The 12,941-nt window shown below is 65.1% G+C and carries 13 protein-coding genes; 8 read left to right on the top strand and 5 right to left on the bottom strand.

Going from position 1 to position 12,941, the window contains the following annotated elements:
• The first annotated feature begins 85 nt into the window (after nt 1-85).
• From ACVWY5_RS36355 to ACVWY5_RS36340, 4 genes are all read left to right on the top strand, one after another.
• A complete protein-coding gene (locus tag ACVWY5_RS36355; protein WP_028337582.1) occupies nt 86-856 on the top strand; it encodes a glucose 1-dehydrogenase in 771 nt (256 codons plus the stop codon).
• Between the two features lie 478 nt (nt 857-1,334).
• Nucleotides 1,335-1,601, top strand: coding sequence for a hypothetical protein (locus tag ACVWY5_RS36350; RefSeq protein ID WP_152977378.1), 267 nt, complete (start codon nt 1,335-1,337; stop codon nt 1,599-1,601).
• A gap of 198 nt (nt 1,602-1,799) precedes the next feature.
• On the top strand, nt 1,800-2,717 hold the full coding sequence (locus ACVWY5_RS36345; protein ID WP_028337581.1) for a DMT family transporter: 918 nt from the start codon (nt 1,800-1,802) through the stop codon (nt 2,715-2,717).
• A gap of 106 nt (nt 2,718-2,823) precedes the next feature.
• A complete protein-coding gene (locus tag ACVWY5_RS36340; RefSeq protein WP_051376368.1) occupies nt 2,824-4,395 on the top strand; it encodes a serine hydrolase domain-containing protein in 1,572 nt (523 codons plus the stop codon).
• 901 nt (nt 4,396-5,296) lie between these two features.
• On the opposite strand, the gene ACVWY5_RS36335 is transcribed toward ACVWY5_RS36340, so the two are convergent.
• Entirely contained in the window at nt 5,297-5,473 is a 177-nt protein-coding gene (locus ACVWY5_RS36335; protein WP_162832420.1) for a hypothetical protein, read from the bottom strand.
• Between the two features lie 387 nt (nt 5,474-5,860).
• On the opposite strand from ACVWY5_RS36335, the gene ACVWY5_RS36330 reads away from it, so the two are divergent.
• Nucleotides 5,861-5,989, top strand: a complete 129-nt coding sequence (locus ACVWY5_RS36330; RefSeq protein ID WP_016847287.1) for a hypothetical protein — start codon at nt 5,861-5,863, stop codon at nt 5,987-5,989.
• Here the strand turns inward: ACVWY5_RS36330 and ACVWY5_RS36325 are convergent.
• The 4 genes from ACVWY5_RS36325 to ACVWY5_RS36310 form a co-directional block, all read right to left on the bottom strand.
• The gene (locus ACVWY5_RS36325) at nt 5,986-6,672 is read right to left on the bottom strand and encodes a GntR family transcriptional regulator (RefSeq protein WP_456671789.1); all 687 of its coding nucleotides are present in this window, start codon (nt 6,670-6,672) and stop codon (nt 5,986-5,988) included. The genes ACVWY5_RS36330 and ACVWY5_RS36325 overlap by 4 nt on opposite strands.
• A gap of 76 nt (nt 6,673-6,748) precedes the next feature.
• Nucleotides 6,749-7,729, bottom strand: coding sequence for a Gfo/Idh/MocA family protein (locus ACVWY5_RS36320; RefSeq protein WP_028337579.1), 981 nt, complete (start codon nt 7,727-7,729; stop codon nt 6,749-6,751).
• Nucleotides 7,726-8,613 (bottom strand): NAD(P)-dependent oxidoreductase, encoded by an 888-nt coding sequence (locus tag ACVWY5_RS36315; RefSeq protein WP_028337578.1) that lies wholly within the window; start codon nt 8,611-8,613, stop codon nt 7,726-7,728. The genes ACVWY5_RS36320 and ACVWY5_RS36315 overlap by 4 nt, the downstream gene beginning before the upstream one ends.
• A 19-nt stretch (nt 8,614-8,632) precedes the next feature.
• Nucleotides 8,633-9,592, bottom strand: a complete 960-nt coding sequence (locus ACVWY5_RS36310; protein ID WP_028352133.1) for a tripartite tricarboxylate transporter substrate-binding protein — start codon at nt 9,590-9,592, stop codon at nt 8,633-8,635.
• A gap of 136 nt (nt 9,593-9,728) precedes the next feature.
• Here ACVWY5_RS36310 and ACVWY5_RS36305 point away from each other — a divergent pair, with 136 nt between their 5' ends.
• From ACVWY5_RS36305 to ACVWY5_RS36295, 3 genes are all read left to right on the top strand, one after another.
• Nucleotides 9,729-10,118 (top strand): carboxymuconolactone decarboxylase family protein, encoded by a 390-nt coding sequence (locus ACVWY5_RS36305; RefSeq protein WP_028337576.1) that lies wholly within the window; start codon nt 9,729-9,731, stop codon nt 10,116-10,118.
• A gap of 60 nt (nt 10,119-10,178) precedes the next feature.
• Nucleotides 10,179-11,540 carry a class-II fumarase/aspartase family protein gene (locus ACVWY5_RS36300; protein ID WP_028337575.1) on the top strand — a complete coding sequence of 454 codons (1,362 nt, stop codon included), beginning with the start codon at nt 10,179-10,181 and terminating at the stop codon, nt 11,538-11,540.
• A gap of 114 nt (nt 11,541-11,654) precedes the next feature.
• A complete protein-coding gene (locus ACVWY5_RS36295; RefSeq protein ID WP_028337574.1) occupies nt 11,655-12,911 on the top strand; it encodes an aminopeptidase in 1,257 nt (418 codons plus the stop codon).
• Nucleotides 12,912-12,941 lie beyond the last annotated feature (30 nt).

The raw sequence follows: 12,941 nt of genomic DNA, 5'->3' as shown, positions 1-12,941 counted from the left end.
AAGAACATGCTCAAACAAAGAGCTCATGCGCATTAATGCTTCAGTCGAATTTCATCGCACTCTCATCGCGCTCGAGGAGTTTCTCATGGCAGGTATTCTGGACGGCAAGGCTGCATTGGTGACGGGCGGCGGCTCCGGCATCGGCCGGGCGACGGCGATCGCGATGGCGCGTGAAGGCGCGCGCGTGGCGGTGTCGGACCTCTCGAAGGACGGCATCGAGGAGACCGTCGCGCTGATCAATGCCGCCGGCGGCCAGTCGATCGCGATCCAGGGCGACGTCACCGACGAGGCCGAGGTCGCGAACATGGTGGCCCGCACGGTTTCGGCGTTCGGGCGCATCGATTGTGCGTTCAACAATGCCAGCGTTGCCGGGCGCTCTGTCGGCCCGCCCGGCCAGCGCATTCATGAACTCACGCAAGCCTCGGTGGCCAAGATGTTCTCGGTGAATCTGATGGGCGTGTTCCTGTGCCTGAAATACGAGGTCGCGCAAATGCTCAAGCAAGGCGGTGGCGGCGCCATCGTCAACACCGCCTCGATCGCAGGCCTGGTCGGCCTCGCGACGTCGGGCCACTATGTCGCGACCAAGCACGGTGTCGTCGGACTGACCAAGTCCGCCGCGATCGAATATGCCCAGGACGGCATCCGCGTGAACTGCGTCAATCCCGGATACATCAAGACACCGATGACCAAGGAGACGATGGACGAGCGTTACGACGAGATCATCGCCAAGGTGCCTGTCCGTCGCCTGGGCGTGCCCGAGGAAATCGCCGAAGCCGTGGTCTGGATGTGCTCGGACAAGGCGTCGTTCATGACGGGCGCATCGCACGTGGTCGACGGCGGCTACAGCGCCGCCTGATCTTCCGAAGAGCCTTTGTTTACGTTAGTGTCCCGGTTGCACAAACATTCGATCATCGCGGCATGATGGGCCGCGTTGATCTTCGTGGCCTCGGTGCTCTTGCTGCGAGTGATGCATCTCAGGCAATATGGCGCTTGGCAACGAAGAACTTCGAGGTTTGGTGTTCAAACTCAATCGCATTGTCGGTTTCATCATTCTAGCAGCGCTCGTCTACGGTGTGCTTCAGGCTTATGGGTTACTTCCTGAGGGCGCACCTCGGCTGTTTCCTCAACGCAGCGGCTCGCCTGCGGCTTGAGATTGATGCTCCACATCCGAACGTCCGCTGCTGGCCCGAAGCGGACGTCGCGGCGGCAAGGCATGATGTTGCCTTTTGACCCATAGCGGGCATCGTTTGCCGCCAGTTTTGGTCGTTCTCCTATGGCAAACGGAACTGAAGCCGGCCCCGCCTGTTTGCTACGATTAGCCAAGGGAGGTCGGAATGCGGATCATTCTGATGACGGCGATTGGCTGGGCGTTGTCGTGTGGATTTGCGATAGCCCAGGCCGATCCCAACAAGGACGTGAACACGGCAACCGGGCGCTCGGCACCGGAAGAAAAAGGTCAACCACAGCCACAAGGTTGGACCGGGCCGCTTGAAACAAAATCAGGTGGTGCGCCGCCGGAAAGCCCGCAAGGTCAAAGCCCGCCGGGAATGCAGGCAGCGCCGGACGGATCGACAAAGACGGTGGTCGAGCCGCGGAAGTAAGTCCCCACTTCTTGTCTGTGAAGGTCAGCTTCGCTTAGGGTGAAACGGCCCGCAAGGTCGCCTTTTAGGCAAAGCGGGCATGGCGGCGGCGCGGAATGAAGTCACAGCTTGGCCCAAGCGGCTTTTGAAGGGCTTGCGCCAACCAGCCGTGCATACCAGTGGGTTGATCCGCCTCGGTAGCTAACGTAGTCGTTCGCGATGAACGAACGTCCGGCCATCGCCAAGGCTGCTGCTCTTCCGGATACGAAAGCCATCCTGCTCGGGGTCGCATGCGGCCTCGGTGCGGCGCTGTGCTGGGCGCTCGGCTTCGTGGCGACCCGACACGGCCTGAAGGTCGGGTTCACGCCCGTCGACCTGCTGATGCATCGCTTCCTGTGGTCGGGCATCGTCTTCCTGCCGCTCGTTGTGCGCGCCGGCCTCCGCGATCTCTGCGGCATCGGCTGGGGCCGCGGCATGGCGCTGATGCTGCTGGGCGGGCCGGTGATGTCGCTGATCAGCTATGTCGGCTTCATGTTCGTGCCGCTGGGGCATGGCAGCGTGATCCAGCCGTCCTGCGCGACGCTGGGTGGCTTGTTTCTCGCGGTCGTCTTGCTGAAGGAATCGGTCTCGCTCTCGCGGGCAGCCGGCGCTATCGTCATCGTCGTCGGCCTCGCCGTGATCGGCAGCGAGTCGATCGGCCATATGGGGCCGAGCGCCGTGATGGGCGATTTGATCTTCGTTGCGACCGGATTGATGTTCGCAGGCTTCGCCACGCTGGTGCGCTATTGGCGTGTCTCGGCGTTCTCCGTGGCCAGCGTCATCAGCGTGCTGTCGCTCTCGCTGTTTCCACTGTATGCCGCCTCGGGTGGGCTCGCTCGCGATGCGGCCATCGGCCCGCATGAAAACACGCTGCAGGCCATCGCCCAGGGCATTCTGGCCGGGCCCGCGGCGATGTATCTGTTCGCGGTGTCGATCCAGCGCCTGGGCGTTGCCCGCGCAGCCGTATTTCCTGCGACCGTGCCGGTGCTGACCCTGCTGTTGGGATGGCTGCTGATCGGCGAGCCACCAACCACGCTGCAGGCGGCCGGATTGGCCGCCGTGTTGGCCGGATTCTATCTCGCGCAGCGGCAGCGCTAGACGGCCTTGCCGACGTCCTGATTGGCGCGTGGTCGCGGCGACGATTGACAAGCATGCGAGGCATCGCGGATGGTGCGGCTCTCCGCCGTGTCGCAATGAGACGCCGATGCAAGTTCAACGTTTGGCGCTGCCGATGCTTGCAGGGCTCGTGCTTGCAGCTTCGGCTTTGTCGGGCGCTGTCCAGGCGCAAGGTGTCGCCGAGCCGGTACGGCAGACCTCACAGTGGCAGACCTGGCAGTGGCAGACCTCGACGCCGGAAGAGCAGGGGATGGATTCCGCCGCGCTGGCGCGGCTCGTCAATGATGGCGCGGCCCACAGTCTCGATAGCCTCCTGATCGCGCGGCACGGCCGGATCGTGCTCGACGCCTACTATGCACCCTACACGCCGGAGATCCCGCATCTGTTCAATTCCGTCACCAAGGCGGTGACCGGCACGCTGGTCGCGATGCTGCTCAGGGATGGCGTGCTCGACAGCCTCGACCATCGCATGGTGGATTTCTTCGGCGATCGCACCATCGCCAATCTCGACGACCGCAAGCGGGCGATCACGGTCCGGTCCATGCTGGACATGACCTCGGGAATGGCCTGGACCGAAGGCGTCGAGGGTGGTCGGCCGGACTCGTTGATCGAGTGGGGCCGCAGCCCTGATGCGATCCAGTTCATCCTCGACCGCCCGATGGCGAAGGCGCCGGGCGAGGCGTTCTATTACAACACCGGCAATGCGCAGCTGTTGGCCGCGATCATCAACAAGCTCACTGGCATGAGCGCGCGGGACTATGCGGTGACGAAACTGTTTCGCCCGCTCGGGATAGCCGCGCCGTACTGGCACAGCATCGGCCCCGGATTGACGCAGGGCGGCGGCGGGCTCCAGCTCGCGCCGCGCGACGCGGCCAGGATCGGCCTGCTCTATCTGCATGACGGTGAATGGGACGGGCAGCGCTTGCTGCCGACCGGCTGGGTCGATCGCATCAGGCACGCGGCGGCGGAGATGCACGCCTCGTTCGACCCATCGTTGCGCTACGCCAATTTCTTCTGGGTCATGCCGCAGCGGCAGGTTGTCATGGCGGTCGGCGACCGCTGTCAGCTCGTCATGCTGTTTCCCGCGCTCGACATCGTCACGGTCGTGACCGCGCGCGACTACTGCTCGTTCGGCAAAATGGCCGACGAGATTTCAGGCGCGGTCAAATCCGACACGGCGCTGCCGGTGAACTCCGTCGGCGGCAATCAGCTCGCGAGCGCGTTGCGCGATATCGCAACCGAAAAGCTGTCGACGGTTGGTGCCGTGCCCGAGACGGCCGCCGCCATCTCCGGCAAGACCTGGCGCTTCCCGGCCAATGGCTTCAATTTGCGGGCACTAACGCTGCATCTGACGGATCAGCCCGCGCATTACGAACTGGAAACGGCGACGCCGGATCTGGCGAGGCCGGTGACGACACTGGCGGGACCGATCGGGCTCGACGGTGCGTACCGTCTCGGTCAGCCAACGGCGCTCGGCGTGATGGCGCTGAAAGGAACGTGGCAGGACAACCAGACATTTGCGATCGACCTGCGTCTGGTCGGCGGCGATACCGACCGCCGATGGCTGCTGTCGTTCGATGGTGGCAAGGCCAGGCTCAGCGGCAAGGATCGCTTCGGCGGTGTCGTGCAGGCCGATGCTGACGCGCCGGGCGTGCAATAGCTCAAGCGCGGGCTGCATCTCAATCTTTCGAGTGACGAGAGTGATGGCTGTGTGACTACCCGACGGGCTACTCAACAAAACCTGTCAATGCCTCATTGTAAAAATATTTCGGTTTATCGTAATGACAAATCAATGTATGGTTTGGCCGTCTCACCCGATCGAGGGGGCGCTTCGCGGTCGTCACGAACGTGGGTCGAGATGCGGTGGACGCCGATTGCGCATGAGGCGGACGGCGAAATCGTGCAGGCCTGACGCCCTAGCGGCAGGTGTCCTCTCGCAAGAGGCGAAAGCGTCTTTGCGAGGGCGGTGACAACAAAGCCCAGTCTCGCCGGGGAGAGCACGTATAAGCCGTAAGCCATCGCGCGGGGAAAGCCGGGTTGTGTCCGGTTACACCTGTGGTCCTAACCCCGTGCTTTCAACCCTTGCACGGGGCCCATGGGTGCGATCGGCGCCCGGCTTTCCCTGCGCCCGCTGTTCAAGGGAGGGCGGAATGAAGAGCAAAAGCTCGGGCAAATCATGTCGCGAGAACGCGGAAGTTTGACTCACTGACCCTGCAACATTCTCGGTGTCGTCCCGGCGAAGGCCGGGACCCATTACCCCAAATGCCAATGAACGCGCTACGCTGGGGCGACAGCCTTCTTCAACTACTCGACCCTGTGGTTATGGGTCCCGGCCTTCGCCGGGACGACGCCAAGGAAGCTGTCTGCCCGCATTCCTCTCCGGGATCATCATCCGCGCATCCCGGCAGAAGGCGTCGTCTCCGCGCAGCGACCTTGGCGGCATGATCGAAGGAAATCACGACCGGCGTACGGCAACACGCATACCAGCCATGGCAGACGCCCGCGCGAATCGACAGTGTTACGGAAACTATCCGCCCGAGGCTCTCGGCGCGGCGGCGACCTTATTGGTCCACCTTCGGCGTCTTGCCCGCAATATCGAGGCCGAACCGGAGCGCGCGCTCCTGGCGCTCTTCCGTCAGCAGCTTCAATTCCCGTTCCAGCGACCGTGCGACCTCGTCCTGGGTTTCCTTGGAGCGGCGACGGGAGTCGCCTTGCGGTTTGGCCGGTTCGGCAGTCACGGGAGAAACCCTTGTCATCACAGTGTCACAGGCCCTGATCGCACGGCGGGAGTCGGGGCGACAATCAAAAAGAATTCAGTGGGCGCATCTTTGGAAGGTTTGCTGTGTGTCTGACTCAAATTTGGGCAGAAAATTCTCTTAAGTGTTGCCTCGAATGGAGCCGGACCCCTTCGGCCCGCCGTCTCATCAATTCGGATGAGAGAGCCCGGTTCCGACGAAATCATTTCCGGATTCGCACGAAGGCGTCCTGAAACCGACAAGGTCTAACCTTAGTAGCGTTGTGAAGGACGGCTGCCTGGTGAGACGCTGAGGACCGCGGTGGTGAGATTCACGACCTGGGTCGCAAGGTCAGTCGGTCCTGCTGAGACGTTGGGGATGATCCCGGAAATGAAGAAGTTGAATGCTGTGCCTTATGTCTGGGCGGCCGCGCTGATTGCGGTCGCGATCTGGGGCGTGAGCGGCACCCCGCAGACGGCACATACCTCTGCCAGCACCCATCTGGCCCGGGTGCGCTAGAGCTTCGGCCGCAGCGAGCGCTGCATGTCCATCGTGTAGGTGTAGCGCCCCTCGGGGTGCGTGGTGATGGTGACCTCGAACAGTTCCTCGCGCTGGCCGTAGTAGCGGCGTACCACGGTGAGTGCCGGCGAGCCGGTCTTGACGCCGAGCGCCCTGGCGATTGGCGCCGGCATGCCCCGCACGAAGATTTCCATCTGCGCGCGCTCGGTGACCTGGCCGTACATCCTGGCGATCTGCTCATGCACCGGGGTGCGGCCGTGATCGGGCCGGGTCACGACATCGGCGAACCGGCGCAGCACGTAGATCTCGGCCCAGCCGAGCGGCGCGGCGAACTGGTCGGAGCGGCGCACCGCCTCGATCAGGAACCAGCTCTTGCCGGGCTCGCATTTCAGCAGGCCAGCCAGCTTGCGGTCGGCCACGATGTCGCTGCTGGCCACGACCTCGCGGTAGGTCTCGTTGGAATAGCGCAGCCACTCGCCGAGCGACTTGACGCTGTGGGTGAACAGCACCGGCGGCTCGGATGCGATCACCACCGAGCCGAGGCCGGCGCGGCGCACGATCAGGCCCTGGTCGATCAGGATGCGCAGCGCCTCGCGCACGGTCTGCCGGCTGGCCTGATAGCTCGCCATCAGCTCGGTCTCGGTCGGCAGCAGATTGCCGACCGCGTAGGTGCCGAGCCGGATGTCCTTCTGCAGCCCCGGTGGCGATGTCGCGGTAGCGGGACGATCGCGCTCGGTCCGGTTGTTCAGACATGGCGGATCACTGGTATGCCGTATGGCAGACGACCGGATGTCCCGATTGCATCGACTGCAGCGCAGCCTCGAACGCGGCGAGCGTCGCCAGCACGTCCGCTTCAGGCACCGGGAACGGCTGCCTGCCTTCGACGGCGTCGGCAAAGGCCGATAATTCCGCGGTGAGCGTGTCGATCGCCGGATAGCGCATGGTCGCAGGCGCCTCGCCGGATTTCCGCAGCACCATCGTCTGTTCGTCGAGCACCTCGGCGGATCCCTTCGTTCCGAACACATGCACGCGCCAATAGAACGGTGTTGCGCGAATTGTCGCAAGGGTTGCGCTCACGCCATTCACAAATTCAATCGCCAAGGTTGCAGTGTCGAGCGGCGGCGGTCCCGCCTCGCGCGCACTCAACCGGGCATAGACCTGTCGGGCAGGACCAAAGAGGCTGACGAAGCCGTCGAGCACATGCAGCCCCGCGCCGGTCAGCCCGCCGCCCGGCGATTCCTCGGGCGACAGCCGCCAGCCCTGCGTGATGCTCTGCGAGTTCTCGTTGCTGTTGTGACCCTCGACATGCAGGATGGTGCCGAGCTCGCCGCTGGCTGTGATCGCGCGCAGCGCCTGCATCGACGGCCAGAACCGGCGGTTATGCCCGACCGCGAGCACCACGCCGGCGCTACGGCACGCCGCGAACATCTCTGCGGCATCGGCGTGCCGAAGCGCTAGCGGCTTCTCGCAAAACACCTGCTTACCGGCGCCGGCCGCCGCGATCACCTGGCCCTTGTGCAGCGAATGCGGCGTCGCCAGCAGCACGGCATCGATGCGAGGGTCGAGGAGGACATTGTCCAGGCTCGCCGCGACGGAGAGGCCGTGCGCCTCGCAAAAGCCGGCGGCGCCGTTGGCGTCGGGTTCCACCGCGCGGACGATCCTGAGCCGCGGCTCGTTGCGCGCGGCCCCGACCAGTGCGCGGCCCCATCGACCGAGGCCCGCGATCGCGCAGTTGATCATGACTGTCCCTCCCCGTTGCCGCGGCCGGCCCGGATCGCCTCGATGACCGCGGCGCTGTCGCTGTCCGGGCCTTCAAGCGCGATCGCCGCGCGCAGCAACCCGGCCTGCACCGAGGTCAGTGGCAAGGGCAGGCCGCGCCGACCGGCCTCCTGCAGGATCAGTTCGGCATCCTTCAAGGTCTGCGCGATATGCGATTGCGGCAAGAAATCCCGCGCCAGCATCTTCGGCCCCTTGCTGTCCATCACCTTGGAATATGCCGCCGATTGCCGCGCGGTCGCAAGGAACGTCGCGCCGTCGAGGCCGAGGCTTTCCGCAAAGGCGATGCCCTCGGCCAGCGCGGCGCGGTTGTTCTGCAGGATCAGGTTGATGGCGAGCTTGGTGCGGCCGGCATTGCCGATCGCGCCGACATTGACCCGCTGCGGGCAGAGGATATCGAGCGTCGCCGCGGCGGCGTCGATGATGTCGGCATCGCCGGCGACCAGCGCGGTGGCCGTGCCCGCCCGGACCTCGGCGCTGGTCCCCGAGATCGGCGCTTCGATGAAGGCGAGGCGCGAGCGGGAGGCGAATTCGGCGATTGCCACGATCTCGCCCGGCGCGCAGGTGGTGGTGCAGATGACGCGCGGCGGCACTGTCGCGTTGGCGAGCTCCGGCAGCAATCCCTTGACCTGGCCTACGTCATACACCGCGATGACGATGGTCCGGCAGCGCGCCGCGACGTCGGCGGCGAAGGCCGCGAACTCGGCGCCGCTGGCTCTCAGGCCATCCGTCTTCGCGGCGTCGATGTCGAAGCCGATCACCCCGATGCCGGCGTCGATCAGCCGCGCGGAGAGCGCCGATCCCATCAGCCCGAGGCCAATCATGCCGACAGATGTCTCGTGAGCCATGATGCGACGCCGACTCGCTTTATTGCGGCTGGATGCCGGCCGCCTTGACCTCCGCCGACCAGCGCGCGACCTCGCTGCTGACGAAGGTGCCGAACTCGGCGGGCGCGAGCGGCGCCACCATCACGCCGACATCGGCGAGCTTCTTCCTCGTCTCCGGCATCGCGAGGTATTTCGCGCACTCGGCGTAGAGCTTGCTGACGATGGGTTCCGGCGTGCCGGCCGGCGCGAACAGCCCGTACCAGATCGTGGCCTCGAAGCCCGGCATCGCTTCCGCGAGCGCGGGCAGGCCGGGGGTCAGATCGTTGCGGGTCGCCGACGTCACGGCGATGCCGCGCAAGGTGCCGCCCTGCATCTGCGGGATCGCGACCGAGAAGTCGCCGAAGGTCAGATCGATCACCCCCGCCATCACGTCGGTCATCGCCTGCGGCACGCCGCGATACGACGCCGCGGCCAGCGACAGGCCGCCGCGCGATTGCAGCTGGGCGATCGAGATCTGCGATGCGCCGGAGCCGTAGCCCGCGGTCAGGTTGGGATTGGCCTTGGCGTAGCTGAGGAACTGCGGCAGGTCCCTGGCCGTGAGCTTCGGATTGACCAACAGCACCATCGCCGTCGTTGTGGTGCGGATCACAGGCGCGAAATCCTTCACCGGGTCGTAGGGCAGGCTCTTGAGCGTCGCGACGTTGCTGGCATGGGTGGTGTTGGTGCCCATCAACAACGTGTAGCCGTCGGGCGCGCTGCGGGCGACTTCCTGGGCGCCGATGCTGCCGAGCGCGCCGGCGCGGTTCTCGATCAGCACGGTCTGGCCGAACGCGTCCTGCAGATGCTGGCCGATCAGCCGCGCGACGTTGTCGGGACCGGCGCCGGCCGGGAACGGCACGATGATCTTGAGCGGGCGTTGCGGGAAATCGTCCGCCGCGAAAGCCGGCAGGACCGAAAGCGTCGCAAGCAGGACGACGAGCAGCCCCAGCCGTAACTTCATCCCGATCCCCTCCCGTGTCTACTTTTGCAAATTTATACGGACAAATACCTTAGAAAGGCAAGCGTCCGGCCTGTTGCAATGTTGAGGTGCGTCATATTTATCCGTATAAATAGCCCATCTAGGGAGCCCGACGAAGATGGTGGACATCAGCGATCTCCAAGCGCGCGGACTGCGCCGGCGCCAGAAGATGTTCGGCGAGGTCGACGTCGCCAAGCGGATGGCCGCTGCCGGCGACTTCGGCACGCCGCTGCAGAACATCATCAATGCCTATGTCTATGGCGACGTCTGGGAGCGCAGCGGGCTGTCCGACCAGATCCGCAGCCTCGTGATGCTCGGCATCACCGCGGCGAGCAGCAAGCCGGCCGAGTTCCGCGTGCATGCCAAGGGCGCGCTGGCCAATGGCTGCACCGCCGCGCAGGTGCAGGACGTGCTGTTGCTGGTCGCGATGTATTGCGGCATTCCGGCCGCGATCGAGACCAGCAAGATTGCGGCCGAGGTGTTCGGCGAGGTGCCCCCGGAGGGGTAGGGCACCGGCCCCTGCCGTGATAGGGACGTTGCCGTCTGCGACCGGCAACAGGATCTGCCCATGTCCGCCTTCCCGACCTCGACCACCGTGCTCGATTCCGTATTGTTTCGCGATGCCTTCGGCACGCGCGAGATGCGCGAGGTGTTTTCCGACCTGCGGCTGATCGAGCGCTACGCCGAGGTCGAGGTCGCACTGGCAAAGGCCGAGGCGCGCTGCGGCGTGATTCCTGCTGAAGCCGCAGTGGAGATCGCAAAACGGACCGATGTGACCGCGCTCGATTTCGATCTGCTGCGGCAGGAGACCGACGTCGTCGGTTACCCGATCCTGCCGCTGGTGCATCAAATGGCCAAGCAGTGCGGCGAGGCCGGCCGCTATGTCCATTGGGGCGCGACCACGCAGGACATCATGGACACCGCCGTCGTGCTGCAACTGCGCGACGGCCTGAAGATCATCGGGGACGACATCGCTGCGCTGCGCGGCATCCTCGCCGATCTCTCGAAAAAATACCGCGACACGCCGATGGCCGGCCGCACCCATCTGCAGCAGGCGCTGCCGGTGACGTTCGGCTACAAGACCGCGATCTGGCTCGCCGCGTTCGATCGCCACGTCGCGCGGCTTGCGGAGCTGAAGCCGCGCGTGCTGGTCGGCCAGTTCGCCGGCGCTGCCGGCACGCTGGCCTCGCTCGGCGACAGGGGATTCGAGGTCCAGCAGGCGCTGTGCGAGGAACTCGGCCTCGGCGTGCCCGTCTCGACCTGGCATGTCGCGCGCGACGGGCTGGCGGAAGCGGTGAATTTCCTCGCGCTGGTCACGGGCACGCTCGGCAAGATCGCGCTCGACATCATGATCATGGCCTCGACCGAGTTCGCCGAGGTCTACGAGCCGTTCGTGAAGGGGCGCGGCGCCTCCTCGACCATGCCGCAAAAGCGCAACCCGATCTCGTCGGAGCTGATGCTCGCCGCCGCCAAGGCTGTGCGCCAGCATGCCGGCCTGATGCTGGATGCGATGGTGCAGGATTTCGAGCGCGCCACCGGTCCGTGGCACGCCGAATGGATGGCGATCCCGGAGAGCTTCGTGCTGACCGCGGGCGCGCTGCACCAGGCGAGGTTTGCGCTCGGCGGCCTGATCGTCGACGAGCAGCGGATGGCCGACAATCTCGACATCAGCCGCGGGCTCATTGTGGCCGAGGCCGTGATGATGGGCCTCGCGCCCGCGATCGGCCGGCAGGAGGCGCATGACGTGGTTTATGACGCCTGCCGCCTCGCCAACGACAAGGGCCTGACGCTGGCCGAGGCGCTGGCGGCGGATGATCGCGTCGCCAGCCGGATCGATCGGGTGACGATCGACCGCCTCACCGCGCCGAAAAACTATCTCGGCCTCGCGCCGCAGATGGTCGACCGGGTGCTGGCCTCAATGAAGCGGTAAGATTCGAGGCAATTGCTCGCCGTCGCGTGATCGCGCGCGCCGGCCAGGAACCTTGCGAATGCGGATCGAATTGGATTACGAATCCCGAGAGTTCCTCAAACGACACGGCGCTTCATGACCGCACATCAACGCAACCTTTCCGCCTCGATCGATCCCGTAAAGCTCGATCGGCTCGCCGAAGTCGCGATCAAGGTCGGCCTGCAGCTGCAGCCGGGGCAGGATCTCTTGCTGACCGCCCCTGCCGCGGCGATGCCGCTGGTGCGGCGGGTGGCGGAGCATGCCTACAAGGCCGGTGCTGGTCTCGTGACCCCGTTTTTCTCGGACGAAGAGCTCACGCTGGCGCGCTACCGCTACGCCAGCGATGCAAGTTTCGATCGTGCCGCAAGCTGGCTCTATGAGGGCATGGCCAAGGCGTTCGGCGCCAATACTGCGCGGCTTGCAATCGTCGGCGACAATCCGATGCTGCTGTCGGGCGAAGACCCGGTCAAGGTGGCGCGCGCCAGCAAGGCCAATTCGATCGCCTACCAGCCGGCGCTGGAGAAGATCGTCAATTTCGACACCAACTGGAACATCATCGCCTATCCGAGCACGTCCTGGGCGAAGCAGGTGTTCCCCGACGATGCCGAGGACGTCGCGGTGGCCAAGCTTGCGGATGCGATCTTCTCCGCCTCCCGGGTCGATCAGGATGGCGCCGTCGCCGCCTGGGCACAGCACAATGCGAAGCTCCGCGAGCGCACCGAATGGTTGAACGGCCAGCGCTTCCACGCGCTGAAATATTCCGGACCCAGCATGGACCTCACGATCGGCCTCGCCGACGGTCATGAATGGGAAGGCGGTGCGTCGACCGCCAAGAACGGCATCGCCTGCAATGCCAACATCCCGACCGAGGAAGTCTTCACCACCCCGCACTGCCGCCGCGTCAGCGGCCACGTCGTCAGCTCCAAGCCGCTGTCCTATCAGGGCACGCTGATCGACAATATTTCGGTCAAGTTCGAGGAAGGCCGCATCGTCGAGGCCAAGGCCTCGCGCGGCGAGGAAGTGCTGAAAAAGGTGCTCGACACCGACGAGGGCGCGCGCCGCCTCGGCGAGGTCGCACTGGTGCCGCACTCCTCGCCGATTTCGAAGAGCGGGCTGCTGTTCTTCAACACGCTGTTCGACGAGAACGCCGCCTCGCACATCGCGCTCGGCCAGTGCTACTCGAAATGCTTCGTTAATGGCGACAAGCTGACGCCGCAGCAGATCGCCGAGCAGGGCGGCAACAAGAGCCTGATCCACATCGACTGGATGATCGGCTCCGCCCACACCGACATCGACGGCATCCATGCCGACGGCCGTAGCGTGCCGGTGTTCCGCAAGGGCGAGTGGGCTTAAAGGCCGCCCGCGAATTCTGCTTCACCTCGC

This window comes from Bradyrhizobium sp. USDA 3256, from assembly GCF_054058275.1.
Note: the sequence above shows the minus strand (reverse complement) of the source record. Positions and strands in the feature narration are given on the sequence as shown.

Bases quoted from the DNA above. Each gene is read 5' to 3' on its own strand.
- ACVWY5_RS36355 (WP_028337582.1), top strand. From the start codon at position 86: ATGGCAGGTATTCTGGACGGCAAGGCTGCATTGGTGACGGGCGGCGGC.
- ACVWY5_RS36350 (WP_152977378.1), top strand. From the start codon at position 1,335: ATGCGGATCATTCTGATGACGGCGATTGGCTGGGCGTTGTCGTGTGGA.
- ACVWY5_RS36345 (WP_028337581.1), top strand. From the start codon at position 1,800: ATGAACGAACGTCCGGCCATCGCCAAGGCTGCTGCTCTTCCGGATACG.
- ACVWY5_RS36340 (WP_051376368.1), top strand. From the start codon at position 2,824: ATGCAAGTTCAACGTTTGGCGCTGCCGATGCTTGCAGGGCTCGTGCTT.
- ACVWY5_RS36330 (WP_016847287.1), top strand. From the start codon at position 5,861: ATGAAGAAGTTGAATGCTGTGCCTTATGTCTGGGCGGCCGCGCTGATT.
- ACVWY5_RS36320 (WP_028337579.1), bottom strand. From the start codon at position 7,729: ATGATCAACTGCGCGATCGCGGGCCTCGGTCGATGGGGCCGCGCACTG.
- ACVWY5_RS36315 (WP_028337578.1), bottom strand. From the start codon at position 8,613: ATGGCTCACGAGACATCTGTCGGCATGATTGGCCTCGGGCTGATGGGA.
- ACVWY5_RS36310 (WP_028352133.1), bottom strand. From the start codon at position 9,592: ATGAAGTTACGGCTGGGGCTGCTCGTCGTCCTGCTTGCGACGCTTTCG.
- ACVWY5_RS36305 (WP_028337576.1), top strand. From the start codon at position 9,729: ATGGTGGACATCAGCGATCTCCAAGCGCGCGGACTGCGCCGGCGCCAG.
- ACVWY5_RS36300 (WP_028337575.1), top strand. From the start codon at position 10,179: ATGTCCGCCTTCCCGACCTCGACCACCGTGCTCGATTCCGTATTGTTT.
- ACVWY5_RS36295 (WP_028337574.1), top strand. From the start codon at position 11,655: ATGACCGCACATCAACGCAACCTTTCCGCCTCGATCGATCCCGTAAAG.